Origin of the sequence: Natronococcus jeotgali DSM 18795 (assembly GCF_000337695.1) — an archaeon.
GTDB classification, from domain to species: domain Archaea; phylum Halobacteriota; class Halobacteria; order Halobacteriales; family Natrialbaceae; genus Natronococcus; species Natronococcus jeotgali.
In genome coordinates, this window is sequence record NZ_AOIA01000008.1 from 25,635 (window position 1) to 41,462 (window position 15,828).

General features: G+C 55.1%; 17 protein-coding genes and 1 pseudogene. 10 read left to right on the forward strand and 8 right to left on the reverse strand.

Annotation, left to right across the window (positions count from 1 at the left end):
* The first annotated feature begins 269 nt into the window (after nt 1–269).
* The 4 genes and pseudogenes from C492_RS00250 to C492_RS25050 all read left to right on the forward strand — a co-directional run.
* A complete protein-coding gene (locus C492_RS00250) occupies nt 270–1,094 on the forward strand; it encodes an IS5 family transposase (RefSeq protein ID WP_008419396.1) in 825 nt (274 codons plus the stop codon).
* 536 nt (nt 1,095–1,630) lie between these two features.
* Nucleotides 1,631–4,147: a PEP/pyruvate-binding domain-containing protein gene (locus C492_RS00255; RefSeq protein ID WP_204365590.1), complete on the forward strand. Its 2,517-nt coding sequence runs from the start codon at nt 1,631–1,633 to the stop codon at nt 4,145–4,147.
* Nucleotides 4,119–4,517, forward strand: coding sequence for a PEP-utilizing enzyme (locus tag C492_RS24930; protein ID WP_239643366.1), 399 nt, complete (start codon nt 4,119–4,121; stop codon nt 4,515–4,517). Before C492_RS00255 ends, C492_RS24930 begins: the two co-directional genes overlap by 29 nt.
* A 419-nt stretch (nt 4,518–4,936) precedes the next feature.
* Nucleotides 4,937–5,179 (forward strand): annotated as a pseudogene (locus tag C492_RS25050) (transposase); the annotation flags it as partial.
* A 402-nt stretch (nt 5,180–5,581) separates the two neighbouring features.
* Here the strand turns inward: C492_RS25050 and C492_RS21950 are convergent.
* Nucleotides 5,582–6,603 (reverse strand): IS630 family transposase gene (locus C492_RS21950; protein WP_086009407.1). Its coding sequence is split into 2 segments (ribosomal slippage): nt 5,582–6,097 and nt 6,100–6,603, totalling 1,020 coding nucleotides; the frame shifts between segments, so codons are not numbered across the junction.
* 64 nt (nt 6,604–6,667) lie between these two features.
* Between C492_RS21950 and C492_RS25995 the strand changes: the two genes are divergently transcribed.
* Nucleotides 6,668–6,910: a DUF7436 family protein gene (locus tag C492_RS25995; RefSeq protein ID WP_449289492.1), complete on the forward strand. Its 243-nt coding sequence runs from the start codon at nt 6,668–6,670 to the stop codon at nt 6,908–6,910.
* Between the two features lie 173 nt (nt 6,911–7,083).
* Here C492_RS25995 and C492_RS00275 read toward each other — a convergent pair whose 3' ends face one another.
* Nucleotides 7,084–7,443, reverse strand: a complete 360-nt coding sequence (locus C492_RS00275) for a winged helix-turn-helix transcriptional regulator (protein WP_049892553.1) — start codon at nt 7,441–7,443, stop codon at nt 7,084–7,086.
* Between the two features lie 212 nt (nt 7,444–7,655).
* Here C492_RS00275 and C492_RS00280 point away from each other — a divergent pair, with 212 nt between their 5' ends.
* A complete protein-coding gene (locus C492_RS00280) occupies nt 7,656–8,429 on the forward strand; it encodes an NAD(P)-binding domain-containing protein (RefSeq protein ID WP_008419404.1) in 774 nt (257 codons plus the stop codon).
* A gap of 258 nt (nt 8,430–8,687) precedes the next feature.
* Here the strand turns inward: C492_RS00280 and C492_RS00285 are convergent, their stop codons facing one another.
* The 6 genes from C492_RS00285 to C492_RS25665 all read right to left on the reverse strand — a co-directional run bounded on the left by C492_RS00285 (nt 8,688) and on the right by C492_RS25665 (nt 12,114).
* Complete coding sequence (locus C492_RS00285; RefSeq protein WP_008419405.1) at nt 8,688–9,422, reverse strand: TetR/AcrR family transcriptional regulator; 735 nt, start codon at nt 9,420–9,422, stop codon at nt 8,688–8,690.
* 189 nt (nt 9,423–9,611) lie between these two features.
* Nucleotides 9,612–9,974: a gas vesicle protein GvpJ gene (gene gvpJ, locus C492_RS00290; RefSeq protein ID WP_008419407.1), complete on the reverse strand. Its 363-nt coding sequence runs from the start codon at nt 9,972–9,974 to the stop codon at nt 9,612–9,614.
* Entirely contained in the window at nt 9,964–10,743 is a 780-nt protein-coding gene (gvpL, locus tag C492_RS00295) for a gas vesicle protein GvpL (RefSeq protein ID WP_008419409.1), read from the reverse strand. Before gvpL ends, gvpJ begins: the two co-directional genes overlap by 11 nt.
* On the reverse strand, nt 10,740–10,979 hold the full coding sequence (locus C492_RS00300; protein ID WP_008419410.1) for a hypothetical protein: 240 nt from the start codon (nt 10,977–10,979) through the stop codon (nt 10,740–10,742). The genes gvpL and C492_RS00300 overlap by 4 nt, the downstream gene beginning before the upstream one ends.
* Nucleotides 10,980–11,100: 121 nt before the next feature.
* The gene (locus C492_RS00305) at nt 11,101–11,454 is read right to left on the reverse strand and encodes a hypothetical protein (RefSeq protein ID WP_239643365.1); all 354 of its coding nucleotides are present in this window, start codon (nt 11,452–11,454) and stop codon (nt 11,101–11,103) included.
* Between the two features lie 261 nt (nt 11,455–11,715).
* On the reverse strand, nt 11,716–12,114 hold the full coding sequence (locus C492_RS25665) for a gas vesicle protein (protein WP_008419414.1): 399 nt from the start codon (nt 12,112–12,114) through the stop codon (nt 11,716–11,718).
* Between the two features lie 312 nt (nt 12,115–12,426).
* On the opposite strand from C492_RS25665, the gene C492_RS00315 reads away from it, so the two are divergent.
* From C492_RS00315 to C492_RS00330, 4 genes are all read left to right on the forward strand, one after another.
* On the forward strand, nt 12,427–13,188 hold the full coding sequence (locus C492_RS00315) for a helix-turn-helix domain-containing protein (RefSeq protein WP_008419415.1): 762 nt from the start codon (nt 12,427–12,429) through the stop codon (nt 13,186–13,188).
* 82 nt (nt 13,189–13,270) lie between these two features.
* Nucleotides 13,271–14,032, forward strand: a complete 762-nt coding sequence (locus C492_RS00320; RefSeq protein WP_008419416.1) for an MBL fold metallo-hydrolase — start codon at nt 13,271–13,273, stop codon at nt 14,030–14,032.
* 579 nt (nt 14,033–14,611) lie between these two features.
* Nucleotides 14,612–15,199, forward strand: coding sequence for an NAD(P)/FAD-dependent oxidoreductase (locus C492_RS00325; protein WP_008419417.1), 588 nt, complete (start codon nt 14,612–14,614; stop codon nt 15,197–15,199).
* Nucleotides 15,200–15,331: 132 nt separating this feature from the next.
* Nucleotides 15,332–15,828 (forward strand): MFS transporter (locus C492_RS00330; protein ID WP_152424771.1); only part of this gene is annotated, 497 nt, incomplete at its 3' end.

Sequence of the window (15,828 nt, forward strand, 5' to 3'; positions counted from 1 at the left end):
CGCCAGGGCGGCGCTCATTGGCCGGTTGGTGGCAGCGTGAGCGACTGCTCTCGCAAACAAGAAGTCTCCCGCCTGATGGCTGTTTCAGTAACTATCGGTTCGCCGCTTGCTGATTCTACGCTCGCAGATGCAGCAAGCCCTCGTCGCCCCGAAGAATTATCTTGGCAAACGTGGTTTGGTCAGCCAGCAGAATTTCCATAGGTGAATAGCGATCTAATCGGCTGATATCACGGAGTAGAAAGGCGAAGCCGAGGAAATCGATTCTGTCCATGGAAGTCGATCTCCTCGACTTCGTTGAGCAGTGTCGTCGCCTAGTCAAACAAGCATTGGGAAAGCACGCGGGCGAGCCCGCCAGCGGCGGGTTCGCCCGCTGGAAACACGTCGTGCTGCACTGTCTTCGGCTCGAAGACGGCCACAGCTACCGAGAAACGCCGAATCGGCTGAAGTACATGTCCGAGATTCGTGACGTCCTCGACTTAGATCGAGACGATCTCCCAGACTACAGCACGATCTACAAATCGTTCGACCGGCTGAAAATGTGGGTGTGGCGGGCGTTGCTGCGCGTTTCAGCGCAGCAACACCCGCAGTCCGGCCATGCAGCGCTCGACAGCACGTTCTTCGACCGCCGCTCGGCCTCGTCGTACTACCGCCAGCGGTCGGGAAGTAACGTTCAAACGTTGAAAGTGACGACGCTAACCGATAGAGAGTCTCTTGCTGTCCTTGACGTACATATCTCTGCCCGGTGGAAACACGATACAAAGACTGGGCCGCAGGTCGTCCGCCGGAACGCGGACGACCTGCTGTCGGTGGCCGCCGACAAAGCGTTCCACAACTGGGTCACGAAATACGAGTTCTACGCACTCGGCGTCGAACCACTCATCTTACAGCGTGGATCGAGGCCGTTGACGCTCGGACACAACGCACTCATCCGGGCAAAAGGCTACTCTCAGCGCTGGATGGCCGAAAGTTCGTATTCGACAACGAAGCGCTCGCTCGGCGATGCCGTGCGAGCGCTGGGCTGGTATCGGCAGTTCCGGGAGATTGTCCTGATGTTCGCCATCTCAAACATAGAACCGCTCTGTGAGCCACTCTAACCGTGACTCAGCATCTATTCAACACGGCATCTTTAAGTGGTTCTGATTACAAGGTAGAGATATAGCAGGGGAGTCGTTCTTGTCGTGTTTCTTAATTCGGTAGCGTAGGTTGTCGCCATTTTTCAAGGTCAGTGATAACCGTACCGACGAGGTCACCGAATTAGTCGAGTAGGTAGCAAAGAGGGGTGAATTGATAACGAGCCTACTGGTCTAAGGGAACCGAGACTAACAAATTGGTGGTAGTCAATATCATCGCCACTTCTTGATCGAAAACAATCAGATGGAACTAACTATGACAAACGCCATTTAATCGAAAAGGACATCGCTATCCATTCAGTGGGACCCATAATTCTCGGCTTCAAACCCAAAGATCCACACGGCACTAAAGATGAACGCGCGTACGATTGAATCGGTAGGATACATCACGCACCATAAGGATGAGATTGGTAAGGACCATTGCTCGGCGATCCGGGACGCGCTCATCACCGCTGTTGCAGATGGGCTAACCAACGGAACTGATTCTGCGGGGAATAGACATGAACGAGATTGAAGACGCCCGTGCGGCCGGTACATACGTTATATCGCTCGATAACGCCCAGGCAACGAATCGAGCGCTCGTCGGTGGTAAGGGCGCGCACCTCGCTCAACTCATCGAAGCTGACCTGCCGGTACCTGCGGGATTCTGTGTGACGACTGCTGCGTATGAGGAATTAACCGACGATCCAGCCATTAAAGCAGCAATCGACGAGCTCTCCGATCTCGATCCGTCAGACACAGCGGCAATTGCAGAGGTGGGAAGCACGTTGCGCACTCAAATCCAAAAACACAGTATACCAGAGGAGATCCGAGATGCCATCGAGGCCGGTCTCAACGAGATGGCGAGAGACCCAGAACAGGCATATGCGGTTCGATCAAGCGCGACAGCCGAAGACCTCCAAGAGGCGTCATTTGCGGGCCAACAGGAAACGTTCCTTAACGTCCGCGGCGCAGACAAAATCGCCGATCGGGTTCGCACCTGCATGGCGAGTCTATATACTGATCGCGCAATCGCGTATCGAGCGACGAACGATGTCCCCCATGATGAGGTTTCGCTCGCTGTCGTCGTCCAACAAATGGTCGANTATACTGATCGCGCAATCGCGTATCGAGCGACGAACGATGTCCCCCATGATGAGGTTTCGCTCGCTGTCGTCGTCCAACAAATGGTCGAACCCGACGTCTCTGGAATCCTCTTCACTGCCGATCCACAAACGGGTAACCGCCACATTGCTTCCATTGAGGCCGGGATTGGACTCGGAGAGGGCTTGGTGTCTGGAGAGGTGACCGCAGATACCATTCGTGTGGAGACGCGAACTGGTGAGATTCTCGAATATGAGGTTGGAGATCAACAGAGCGCAGTTCGAGCAACTCCAGAAGGGGGAACTAAGATGGTCGAACTAGACTCGACCGACCACACATCACGTGTACTCACAGTTGAGCAGATTCAGACCCTTGTAGACCTCGGCGGGAAAATCGAAGCACTGCTCAAGAACCCTCAAGACATCGAATGGTGTCTTGACGAGGGAGAATTGTATGTCGTTCAGTCCCGCCCGATTACGTCACTATTCCCTCTCCCATCGCCGCTGCCAGACGACGACCACCTTCATGTCTACTTCAGTATGGGGCATGTTCAAGCGTTTGCGGAAGCAATGCCGCCGCTCGCCAGGGACATCTGGATGGAGTTCTGCCAGCTCTGGATGGTGGAGATGGGAATGGACGCTACTACACAGTGGACGGTGGAGGCCGGCGGGCGAATTTACATCGATATGACGCCGTTCTTGCGGAACAGTGTCCTTCGGCGTGGATTTCCGAAGTGGCTATCCGCCACGAGCGAACCGCTCGCTGCTGCTGTCGAGGATTTGGTGGCCCGGCGTGGCGAAGAGTTCCAATCGAAGCGGACTGCTCGTGAGATACTTACACTACTGCGGCGGGTCGCTGGTACGGTTCGGACACAAGCACGACCGATGACTTCGGCAATAATAAGTGGATTCGTCGGCGCATTCATCGGAGAGCCGACCCCAGAGCGTGAGAGAGATCGGTGGAACACCTGGGGACAGAAGGCAGCAGACTACGTGCGTACACCGGAGACACCTACTGAACGTGTTCGTGCTGCCTTTGACACTAATAATAGTGCACTCGTCAATTTTCCGCGCATCGGGCCGTTGTATGCTGCCATGGTAGCTGAAGGACTCCTTCAGCACTTGTTCTCCGACGTTCCCGAGGAGTTGAATGATGTCGGCCGGGGCTTCCCGGATGAGCTGGTGACGCGGATCAACCTCGGACTGGGTGACCTCGCCGACGTGGCGCGTGACTATCCAGCGGTCACTGATGCGTTGCGAGAGGGCGCATCGATTAATGGGATCGAACCGCATGAAGGCGGAAGGGAGTTTCGGGATGCACTTAACGCCTTTCTCGTTGAATTTGGTCATCGAGCGACTGGCGAACTAGACGTCAGCCGCCCTCGATGGCACGAGGATCCCTCTGGGCTGCTTGCGATAGTTCGAGCCAACCTCGAACACGGTGAGAAAGGTGAACATCGAGAACGCATCACCCAATTAGAACGAGAGGCGAACGTAGCAGCCAAGCGACTCGAACATCGGGCTGGTCAGGGGATTCTTGGACCTCTGCGTAAACGATTCGTCCGACAACTCATCCGAACGTACCGCGGCTATATCCAGACGCGTGAATACCCCAAACATAGTACGGCACACCTATTCGCAGCATGGCACGAAGCACTCCGTGACGCTGGCGAGGCGCTCGTCGCTGAAGGACAATTGAACGAGATCGATGATGTCTGGTTCCTTTGGAAAGATGAACTCTTCGCCGCACTGGACGGGGATACCATTGACGTCGATATCTCGGCCCGGCGTGCCGAGTTTGAGCGTTACGCAGCGATGGCTGCGCCTCCGGTATTGACAAGTGAAGGGGAGGCACCGAGTGCGGCCATCGAACATGAGGACATCCCTGATGGNGCGTTACGCAGCGATGGCTGCGCCTCCGGTATTGACAAGTGAAGGGGAGGCACCGAGTGCGGCCATCGAACATGAGGACATCCCTGATGGTGCGCTCGTTGGAACCGGCGTTTCGAGTGGCGTCGTCGAAGGGACTGCTCGTGTCGTTCATGACCCCTCTAAAGAGACAATTGAAAGGGGGGAGATTCTCATTGCGCCATCTTCTGATCCTGGCTGGACACCACTATTCCTGAATGCAGCAGGTATGGTCGTAGAAGTTGGTGGCCGAATGAGTCATGGTGCGCTTGTTGCCCGTGAATACGGGCTTCCAGCAGTAGTCTCAGTACCGGAAGCAACGCGCCGTATCAAGACTGGGCAGCGGGTACGGATCGATGGCACCCGAGGAACAGTAGAAATCTTGGAAGACGGCTGAGGACTTGTCACCCGTTTCGCCACTTCGTTTCGACGAGTCTTCACCGAAAGAGCCGATACAGAGACAGTGCATATGGAGCGTCCGGCGTCGTGTCTGCAGCCTCGAGCAACCACCGGTGGGTGGGACTGAACGGGGCTGGGACATTGAGCGGTAGGTGCGACGAGAGCAGTCCTGCTCGCACGAACACGGGTGATTGCCCCGCCCTCCCCAGCCGATTCACTCACTCTCTGCGATCGTTCGTTCATCCCTCGCGCAGTATCGTCGACCGCCCTCACTGACGTTCGGTCGGTCGACAGCGCACGCCACCGCAACGAGGGGAGGTCGATCTCTGGTGATACGCAGTTCCCCTGTACGTAACACCGACTCAGCGTTACTCTAGTTGCGAACTGACCAACTACCGTCCAGAAGCGGTTCACTTCTATGGTTCTTGGTGGGAGATCGAGAGCGGCTACAAGAGTATCAAGCGATTCATGGCAGCGATGACATCGAAAAGTTTCGTGCTACGGTTCTTCTACTTCGCGTTCGCCTGTCTGCTATATTCGATTTGGAGAGCTGTCGATCTGCTCGTGCAGATCGAGTTTACTGGCGAGTACGAACAGACACCACTCGTAACGGCGGAAAATACGCTCACGCTGTTGAAGAAGGAGACGGGAATCGGGTAAAGAGCCACTCTACCCGCGTGGAAGAGTGATTTTGAGTGGCGACACTGGAAGCTACCTCGGAAGAGCGCCGAAACCCTTCTAAAACTAACAGGAATTAGCGGCTGAGAGGGCGTCTGAAAGATCTCCGCTAGACTGATTTGTCCGAATTCACCGACGACAAGCCTGCTAAACGGCCTGTAGTCTCATCTTCCGGGAGACCAGAACACGCGATACCGAAATAGAGTTTATCCACGCTCAAATTGAGCGTTTTTCCGATGCCACTGATGAGGTGTTGATTGTCGGTGACTCGGGGTTAGTACATCAGTTTCTGAACGTTGTTGAGCCTCTCCAAACCTGGTTGGATTCGTTACAAAACAATTCGATTCACGTTCGAATTCTCTTGTCCGATAGGTTTTCTGATACTCACGGACATAAATACGTAAAGACATCTGGAACTTCGATGCGGTTGAGTGCAGAGAGAGCGGCATCACGAAGGTCGTCAAGTGTGTCGAATAGACGGTTCCCAAGTTCTTGATCAAGTTGTCTCCAGCACTCTTCCGCGGGGTTCAGCTCCGGTGAACCCCGCGGGAGATAACAGAGTTCGATCGGTGTGTCTTCGACGAATTCCTGCACTGCATTCGCCGTGAAATACGAGGCGTTGTCCAAGACAACGCAGATTTTCTCGCCGAACTCGGCCTGGAGTGCATCGAGTAGACGGATTGTGGTGTCGCTGTTGAAGTTCTCGGCACACGGGAGAAAGAACGTCTCGCTGGAATCGCTGACTGCACCAAGGAGCTTGATGCTGTCCCACGCGCCCGTCACTGCCAGTGACGGGCGCTCTCCCTCTGGAAACCACGCATAGATCAGCGTTGAGAGCACCTGTCGCGTCTGGTCGATCGTCAGGACCGTGTATTCGTCGTCCAGGTCGTTGCGCTTTTTTTGAAGCCTTCTTGCCAGGCTTCTTGGGCTCTCTCGTCGGATTTGTAGAACTCCGGCCGGGCTGTCTTCCAGGACAGCCCGGCCTCAGACATCAATCGTCGAACGTGCCGCTCACAGTACTCAACGTCAAATTCCTCGGAGAGATAGTGACGAGCTAGTGGAACAGACCACGCGGGCGCGTCTAGTCCTACTTCTTCGGGTGAGTCGTGAAGTACCTCAACGAACTGGTCGTGCTGTTCATCAGAGAGTTCGGATGGTCTGCCTTCACGCGGATCGTCGTAGACGACTTGCTCGACCGGCTCATCAGCGAGCCGGTCGAGCCGGCCAACCCAACGAGATAGCCATGGACCGGTGTATCCGTACCGTTCAGCTCCCTCTGCCATCGTCGCGTCGTCTTCTTCGAGGTAGTTGATCACCGCCATCAGCCGCTGTGTCGGCTTCTTGTCCCCGACCTCCACGAGAGCGTCGCGGAGGTCATCAAGGGTGGCGGCGTCAAGCGTGGCCATACCCTAGAATCACACTCTAGCCTAAAAAATATTCAGCCGACAGTATGATGAGGGAGATCAACTAATGCGGTTGTTGCGCGAGACTCACCAAGCGACGACTTCGGTCGAAACACGGATTCATCCATCCGTTACAGCAAACTTTGATCTGATCGATCAACGTGAATTGTACCTCTACGTAACTGATCCATTTGCTCGCTCAAGACCCCTTGGGACGATCCATGTAAACGAGAGTACTCTTGTTGAAGAGTTGAAGGGCGAATTCACAACGTATTGGCAGGAAGCGGAGGCGCTCCCAGAGAAGTACTGATTACACGCAGTACAGTGTTTTCATGACGAACTGCTACCCAAGAGCGGTTCACGTCTCAACTCGCGAATGTAGAAGAGAACTATCAGCGGCTGGAAGTTGGTCGAAGCAACTTCAACTTTCTCACATTAACTTCCGGTCAGATTTCAACTAACGGCTTTGTGAACTACTGAATCTCAGGAACACTCAAGTTGATCTGATCCGTGGCGTTCCATCCACATTTCCAATTCTTGGAAAACTGGCGTGAGATCGTCTACCATTTCTGTTTCCCTATATTCCACTCGGGGTGGGATTTCGTCATACTGTGTTCGCTCAAGAAACCCAACTTCGACGAGTTCATCAAGCCGTCGAGAGAGCGTATTCGGGGAAAGTCCAAGTGAGCTTTGGAGTTCGCTGAAACGGATTGACTGCTGGTCTTTAGTGACGATCTCCTTGAGGATTGCTAAGGGATGTGCCTTCCCAAGAAGTGAAAAGAGCGTACTCTCATCAACCGTTCCACTCTGTTTTGATTCCTGCTTTATTTCGGACTTGCTCATGGCACTACTACGGAATTCGTAGTAATGGATATTCCGAAAAAAGTATCCGTAGTTGAGAATAGTAAAGTAGGCCACATACTTTAGGGTCCAATTCGAGAGGGGCCAGATCGGTGAGCCAGTTCCCTTACTTCCACCCTCGGTAGGAGCAACCACACTTCTAACTTGGTAGCTTTTCACACTCCCACTCATAGGACTGAAACGGGAGACCATTGATGAAAATTGGAATTATTGGCGCAGGCAATATTGGAAGTACAGCCGCTCAGAACTTCGCTGAAGCAGGGCATGAAGTCATGGTTAGTAATTCTCGGGGGCCAGAAACACTCACGGACCTCGTTGATGAGCTTGGAACGAACGTTCGAGCAGGAACAGTATCTGAAGCAGCCGACTTCGGCAAGGTCGCCATGGAGGCAATTCCTTTCAGTGCTTATGAATCACTTCCTGTAGAGGACCTCAGTGGCAAAATTGTAATTAGCGCGTCAAATTACTATCCGGCACGTGATGGGGTTATGGACGTAGCAGAGACATATACGGATACCATCGCAGAATATCTCAAAGACTCAAGAGTCGTCAAGGCATTCAATGAGACGTATTGGAAGACCCTCCAAGATGGGCAACGGCCAGACGCTGATTTAGATGACCGTCTCGCGATCTTTCTCGCAGGGAATGATGATGAAGCAAAGACGGTCGTTTCAAACCTTATCAAAGATATTGGTTTCGCACCTGTAGACGCAGGCCCACTCACTGAGGGAGGTCGCCATATAGAGCCGGGTTCGCCGATCTATACCGAACCAATGACGGCGAGCGAGGCACGGACACGGTTAGCAGCACTAAAAACGACCGTAGCCGCGTATGAAAATGGCTATTACGACCCTTCGCGGGAAGTCACTGTTCAAGAATTAGCCAATGAACTGGATATGAGTGAGGAATCGCTTTCAGAACAGCTTCAACGAGGGACGGAGCAACTCATCAGTCAATATCTTGAGTAAGAGTGCCAGTCACAGCTACCGGTAGTTGAGGATTAGATCTCCATTTCTGACAGCTATCGGAGAGGTAAATAGCAGCACCGGTAACGCCTACGCCTGTACGTAACACAGTATCCTCTTGAGACAGTGGGCGAAGAGCNCCTGTTACATCGGTCTACACACTGAACAGGAGTCGACTTGCAAGACGGACTGTTCACGTGCCTTGGTATCAAAACGTGCGTTTCAGCGATTAAGTATTGATCCGAGAATAGGCTGCTGAAATTATGGGGCATCTCCGGGAATATTTGAAACGAGTTGACACCGGATATACTCGTCTAACTGATTGTAGACGGCTATCTCTCGACCGTCGTCTGACAGTGAGGACCGGAACAGTGCACCCTCGAGAGCGGAAAGAATAAACTCGGCGACTGACTCCGGATCAACGTCGCGGAAGACGCCGTCGTCGATTCCCTGCTGGATAATCCGAACGAGACGAGTTCGGATCACCTCGTCCTCGTGCAACAGTTCAGTCCGGAACGACTCGTCGTGGATCGCTTGTGCCCGTAGTTCGATGAATGCGTCAGCTGTGCCCGCTTCGAGGGCGCTGTCTGCCGAAGTATTAGTTTCTACCGAATCAAGGGAGAAGAGATCGATAAACGTCTGCAACTCCGTTTGTGGGTCCTTGTCGATGTCGTCAAACGGGGTATCAAGATACCACTCGAGGAAACGGCTCAGAAAGTCCAGCAGTAGGTCGTCCTTGCCCTCGTAGTGATTGTAAAGCGCGGACTTACTCANATCAAGATACCACTCGAGGAAACGGCTCAGAAAGTCCAGCAGTAGGTCGTCCTTGCCCTCGTAGTGATTGTAAAGCGCGGACTTACTCAATCCCGCTTCGTTTGCGATTTTCGCGATTGAGAGGTTCTCATAGCCGTGTTCCAAGAGGATGCGGTACGTCGCCTGCATGATAACGTCGACGGTGTTTGTCGCCTCTGCACCGAACTGAGTGGAGTCGGCCATAGACAGGTAGATGTCATATACCTCGCTCGGGACCTTAAGAAATGGGGCGGAGACTCCGACAGGGGCACCGACCGGCTGTGGTGCCGGTCAGGCTTTGCCAACCCACTATGTCCCCTTCGTCGGAATGTGTCACTTCGCTACCGTCGTTTCTCTCGATCGATAGCGGCCAATCGGACGAGCGGATCCGGGCTACAGGCGATTCCGCGAGTCCGCGACCGTCGATTCGACTGGCGTCACTCGCCTTTCGCGTTCGTCGCTCCTATCACTCGGTTCGGTGTCTGCGTCGATTCTGTCGGCCGCTTCGTCGTTAGTTTCCAGCGTCTCGGCGAGATAGTCGTCATCGATATGAGCCATCGCAGGCTCCCACTCGGTCATGATCCCGTACTCGATCATCGTCTCGACGTTGGCGATCGCCGCCTGCAGCCGCACAGCGACGAGGGGAACGTCGTTAACGGTGATCAGCAGATCAGCATTCAGGATTGCCCCCTTGTTTAACGCGCGATTCAGCAGTCCGGCGAGACCCTCGTCGGCCGATTCGGTTTCAGGTTCCATGAGTGTCGGTGCTGGGTGCATCGCTCCCGAGCGAGCCGACGAACGAGTACGGATGCCACGGGCCGGTGAAAACGACCTCGACACCCGGTTCGTCATCGATATCGCCCAGTACTTGCTTCAGTCCGTCGATCTCTCCTTCGGCGACGAGACACGACGCCGTGAGCACGTTTCGGCCCCGGTCGTCGTTCTCGCGCTCAAGGTCCTCTTCTGTGATCTCGTCGACGACTGACTCGATTCGCGGGAAGTACGATTGGAAGCGACTTTTCGTGTTCTCGGCGATCTCTTGTCGGCGCTGTTTCTCCCGTTTCTTCTGGTCGAAGTACGCCATCCCACCGATGTCACTGGAATCAGGTGAGTCGGAGACAGGGTCGCTCTCCTTGAGTAGTACATCCTCTTCGCAGTAGATCCGGACGCCGTATTCCTCTGTTCCGGCCAGAACATCCAATCTGCTCCGTATCTGGCTTTGGTGCTTGACGAGAAACGTTCGGAGGGATGATTCGTCCTCGAAAATTGTATCGAACGTCATCGGGAGCGGCGTTCCAAACGCATTCGCCGCGCGCTCGATTGTTCTATTGTGCTGTTTGACCCACGTTTCTGCCTGCGATCGGTCATCGGTATCGTACGCTTCCGATGGACAATCGTGGACGACAGCGCCGATGCCGTCCTGAACGAAGACGGACACAGGCTCCTCGTCGATTCCCGTCCCGAGTGTCTGTCGGTCCTCATCCGTCGCACTGACGATACAGTAGGTATACTTGCTCTCAATCATTCGTCTTCCCCTTCGCTGGCCGCTGCTGGAGATAGCTCTCCCTCGGAGACGCCGTTGTCGACCGTTTCGACGGAGTCACTCTCCTGTGCTTCGATTTCACGAGCCCACTCAGCGGGGTTGAGCGCCGTGTTGAGAACATCATCGACCGTTCGATCAAGCTGATCTTTCGTCTCCGAAGCCGTCTCCTCGATGTTCTGTTCCTCCTCAATCTGTTGAATTGTCTCCTCGAGGTCCATCAGTGACTGGCCAAGCTGTTCGGCGGATTCGTCGTCGAGAACNCCTCCTTGATAATCTCGACGAGCGCCATGATGAGCCCGAGTAGCCCCTGCTCAAGTTCCTCCTCGTCGACTTCGATCGTCATGAAACGATCACCTTCTCGTTGCGTAACGACTCGAGAGCAGGATGATCGTTTGGCTCACCAGTGAACCACCACTCGAACGTGACTACTGAACCGGTCCGAGAGTCGATCTCCCGCCGTTTGAACTCGAGTACCGGCTTGTCGAGGGTTTTTCGTGCGGTTACATTGAGCCGCTCTCGAACTACGGTAAGAGTTTCCATGTCGGTCGCCGCTCCAATCAGCGTCGTCAGTTCTCGGACTGACGCATGCTCGTTGTGCCAGCAGTACTCGAGAACGGCAAGGCTGCGGTCGTCGAGTACCCGCAGAAACTCGTATACCACCGCTTTCTGAGACACTCCGAGTGCAGATTGCAACGCGTCGACCGTTCTGATGACTCGAACGATCGTTCGTCTGGCAGACTCAGATTCAGTGTACGCTCGTTCGACGAGTTGACGTCGATTGTCCCCAGTAAGCGGTTCCAACTCTCTATCCATGGTAGTCGGATCGTCCGCCGTCGTTCGGAGGTGTCGGCGATATCGTTGCAGTTCCGCTCGGGAGAGAACGCGACCGACGTGGTCAAGTTCACTTGTAGTCATGGGTCCTGAGTGAGCGAGTGTGCGCGTTCGACCGGCGGATCATCGGTCCTCCCTGTCGACACCGGTCAGTGGTTGTTCCGCCTCGATCTTCGTCTCCCGGCGCTTCGAGCGGGCGCTTCGCCAGCCACACCACGGGCACTCCTCGTTGAGCAGGACCTCTTTCTCGACTCGTTTCGCACACTGTGGACACGTTTCATTTCGGGCTCGAGCTTCGGCGTAGGCTTTCGTCTCTTCCGTTCCAGCAGGGAACTCGAGGCCGTATTCCGCTGCCGTCTCGAACGACGCCAGTGCCGCCCGGACCTTGATTCCAAGGAGTTCTGTTCCGGCGACATCAATCGTGACGTCCGCATTGATGACTAGCCCCTTATCGAGAATGCGATCGACGGCGCCGGCGAGTCCGTTCTCCGATTCGTGTGCATTGGTGGCTTCGATACTCATGAACGATCGTTCGTTCACCAGTCCGGTACCAGCACGGAAAGCATCAGAGCACTCATTTGCAAGGTGGGATGATGGTCGTATTCGCAGATTGACTTCTGGCTCGGAACTACTGTAGAAGTTGAAACTGCGTCACCCACTGCATATGGACTCGTCACCCATTCCGTCACTTCGTTTCGTCGAGTCTTCACCGGAAGAGCCGACACAGAGAAAGTGCGCATTGATCGACGACGCCGCTCTCGGTGCCCATCGCACAAGGGTTGAAAGATCCCAACTCGATTATACGCGGTGAGAGAGTACAAGGGGTAGGAGATCATGCGCGAGGTCATCTTTACCGTCGAGTACGAGAACGGGGCTGACGAGGTGATGGACCTCTTTATCGAGAATCCAGACCTGTACGCGCGGTCGATGGAGATTAACGCGACCAGCGAGTCCGTTTGGGGAATCGAGAAGATCATGGGCCCGACCGACGTTCTTGATGAGTTCGACGACCGATTGGAACGCGTCGCCAACGACCCGAATGCGACTGGAATGTGTGGTGCACCGATCACCAAGTGGAACTACGACATCCTGTCGTCGAACGACGAGTCGCGGAAGATATATTCACTCCGCAGGGAGGGTGATGGCCCACGGTCGATCCCACTTGTCGCCGCGAAGCACGTCGGCGAGGGGTTAATGATGCGGACCGAGCGCCGCAGCGACCAGTTCCGCTGGACGTTACTCGTCGACGAGACGGTGGCAGCGATGCACGATGACATCCGCGAGAACCTTCGAGACGGGTTGTCGCTCACTGTCGAACGTCTTGGGACGCCTCCGTGTCTCCTCAACGACGGTCGCGTCCAGCAGAGCCTCACGCTCGAACAGAAGGCAGCGCTCGAAGCCGCCATCGAACATGGGTACTACGAAGTCCCCCGACAGCGGTCGGTCACCGAGATCGCAACCGAAGTCAACGTCTCGAGTTCGACGTTCCAGTACCGACTCAACCGGGCCGAGGCGTGGTTGGCCCACCAGTTCGCGGCAGACTCGATGGATATCGACGTCGACCTCGATCTCGAGGATGTCGAGTTCATTCGATGACCGGCCATCTCGTTCGGAGGCGGTGCAGTTGAAATATTTTGAAGTAAATCCCAACCCGCTGTCTCTCCAAGGGGATTCGTGTATGACGACTAACTCCGACTTCAGTGTTCAACTCGTACGGAACGCCACTGTCCTCGTGACCGTCGACACGACGACGTTCCTTGTTGATCCGATGTTTACGCCGGAAGGCGAGATGCCGACCGTGACGGATAGCCCGGGGGTTCCCGAATTCCTCACGACAGAGAACCAACGCCGGAACCCGCTCGTTCCGCTGCCCGCCATCGACCTCGACTACGACGCAGTCGTCGTCACCCATCGTCACCCCGACCATTGGGATGAGGCGGCGAAAAAAGAACTCGACGCAGATGTCCCACTCTTCTGTCAGCCCGAAGAGGCGGACGACTTCGCTGACGAGGGATTCACTGACGTGCGACCCGTCGACGACGAAACCTCCTTCGACGATGTAACGATCCATCGAACTCCGGGACGCCACGGACACGGCGACTTGGCCGAGGGAATGGGCCCTGTCTCGGGGTTCGTATTCGAGGGCGGCGAGACAGTGTACGTTGCCGGAGACACGATCTGGTACGAGCCGGTCGAGGAAACGCTCGAGGAGTTCGATCCCGACCTGGTCGTTCTCAACGGTGGCGAAGCACAGTTCGAACAAGGTGACCCCATCACGATGGGCGTCGACGACATCACCGCCGTCCGCGAGGCAACCGACGCGACGGTGGCTGTCGTTCATATGGAAGCCATCAATCACTGCCTTCTCTCACGCGACGAGTTGCGCTCGGAGACGGAGGACGTTCTCGTTCCCGAAGACGGGGAACAGATCACCCTGTAAGGCAAGAATCCTGTCTGCATGGGCACACTGTGACTGGCGAGTACGAATCCCCTCCACTCGTAACGGCGGAGAATACGCTCACGCTGTTGAAAAAGGAGACCGGGATCGGGTAAAGAGCCCCTCTACCCGCGTGGAAGAGTGGTTTTGAGTGGCGACACTGGAAGCTCCCTCGGAAAAGCGCCGAACCCCTTCTAAAACTAACAGGAATTAGCGGCTAAGAGGGGGTCTGAAAGATCGCCCCTAGACTGATTTGTACGAATTCACCGATAACCAGCCTGCTAAACGGCCTGTAGTCTCATCTTCCCGGGGGAGGCAGACGTTGAGACTGTGTCGCCCAATGTATATGGAATTGGTGCTCTATTCGCATAAAACAGATGCTTTTATATCTATTTTATAATAAGAACGTCACGTCTCCAACGTGAAAATTTGAGGATTTAGTTAGTTTAGCTCCTTATTCGTACTAACTGGCAGATTATATATGGGAACTGCTCAGGGATGGTTTCCGAATATGTGCCTGCTTACGGTCAGATACCGATGGTATTGAGAAGATTTTTCGCACTGACTGAGTAATTAGCTAGTATGGCAGACGTGCTCGTTATCGGTGGCGGTCCGGCTGGCCTCAGTACCGCGCTATTCACGGCGAAGAACGGCCTTGAAACGACTGTCTTCGACACTGACGAGACGTGGATGCACAAGGCCCACCTGTTCAATTACCCTGGCATCGGGTCAATTGACGGAACGAACTACATGGCTACGCTCCGCGAACAGGTCGATGATTTCGGCGTCACCCGGTATCAGGACACCGAGGTCACATCTGTTTCGACAACCGACGATGGGTTCCGCGTCGCCACAGACGATGATGAGTACACTGCAGATTACGTCGTGTTAGCGACAGGGGCGAACCGCGATCTCGCAGATGAACTGGGCTGCTCTCTCACCAATGAAGACGTCGTCGATGCGGACGTAACAATGGAAACGTCGGTCGAGAACGCTTACGCGACGGGCGCAATGATCCGCGCCGAAGAGTGGCAGGCAGTTATCTCCGCAGGTGACGGTGCGGCAGCCGCACTCAACATTCTCACGAAAGAGAAAGGGGAGCACTTCCATGACTTCGACGTACCAGCGGACGCCGAAGAACTGTTCGGGTCGTTAGTCGATACCGAGTAATCAGTACTCTTCAGTGTCCGCTCGTCTCATTCGCTACTTCCCGTCTGCGAGCAGCTTTCCATACTGGTGTAGCCGAATCCACAGGAGCGATACCAATAGTCAGACTGCAGCCGCTGCGAGGAATTTGTCTCTATGAGTGAACGATCCCGACTTGCGCTCGTCGTGTGGAGTGTCCTTGTTTCACAGGTCTTTCTCTATCCAGGGCTTGACGAAATCGTCTCAGTGCTAGATGGCGGTGAGAGCCTTCTCGCGGGGACGTGGTTCCTGGTCGCCGAGTTCGGAGCGTTCGTCGTCTGTGCCGTTCTGTGGGGTATCGTGAGTGATTCGCTCGGCACTCGGTCCCCGCTTGTCGTGCTTGGTGCTGTGGGTGGTGCAGCGAGTTATCTAGTAGTCGCGTCCGCACCCACCCTCGAGCTCGGGTTTGGTGTCGTGCTGCTATTGCGTGTCGTTGGCGGTGCGTTCACGATTGGCGCGTTTTCGCTGTCGATCACGATGCTGATGGACCTTTCGGGCGGCCACGGCCGAAATATGGGCGCGGCCGGGACGGCGATTGGCCTCGGTGCAGCGCTCGGATCGGTCGTCGGCGGACAACTGACGAGCTTCGACCCGCTCGCGCCCCTGTACGGCGG

Excerpts from the sequence above, each read along its gene's own strand:
- C492_RS00250 (WP_008419396.1), top strand. The coding sequence starts at position 270 with ATGGAAGTCGATCTCCTCGACTTCGTTGAGCAGTGTCGTCGCCTAGTC.
- C492_RS24930 (WP_239643366.1), top strand. The coding sequence starts at position 4,119 with ATGGCTGCGCCTCCGGTATTGACAAGTGAAGGGGAGGCACCGAGTGCG.
- C492_RS25995 (WP_449289492.1), top strand. The coding sequence starts at position 6,668 with ATGCGGTTGTTGCGCGAGACTCACCAAGCGACGACTTCGGTCGAAACA.
- C492_RS00275 (WP_049892553.1), bottom strand. The coding sequence starts at position 7,443 with ATGAGCAAGTCCGAAATAAAGCAGGAATCAAAACAGAGTGGAACGGTT.
- C492_RS00280 (WP_008419404.1), top strand. The coding sequence starts at position 7,656 with ATGAAAATTGGAATTATTGGCGCAGGCAATATTGGAAGTACAGCCGCT.
- gvpJ (WP_008419407.1), bottom strand. The coding sequence starts at position 9,974 with ATGGAACCTGAAACCGAATCGGCCGACGAGGGTCTCGCCGGACTGCTG.
- gvpL (WP_008419409.1), bottom strand. The coding sequence starts at position 10,743 with ATGATTGAGAGCAAGTATACCTACTGTATCGTCAGTGCGACGGATGAG.
- C492_RS00300 (WP_008419410.1), bottom strand. The coding sequence starts at position 10,979 with ATGGACCTCGAGGAGACAATTCAACAGATTGAGGAGGAACAGAACATC.
- C492_RS25665 (WP_008419414.1), bottom strand. The coding sequence starts at position 12,114 with ATGAGTATCGAAGCCACCAATGCACACGAATCGGAGAACGGACTCGCC.
- C492_RS00315 (WP_008419415.1), top strand. The coding sequence starts at position 12,427 with ATGCGCGAGGTCATCTTTACCGTCGAGTACGAGAACGGGGCTGACGAG.
- C492_RS00320 (WP_008419416.1), top strand. The coding sequence starts at position 13,271 with ATGACGACTAACTCCGACTTCAGTGTTCAACTCGTACGGAACGCCACT.
- C492_RS00325 (WP_008419417.1), top strand. The coding sequence starts at position 14,612 with ATGGCAGACGTGCTCGTTATCGGTGGCGGTCCGGCTGGCCTCAGTACC.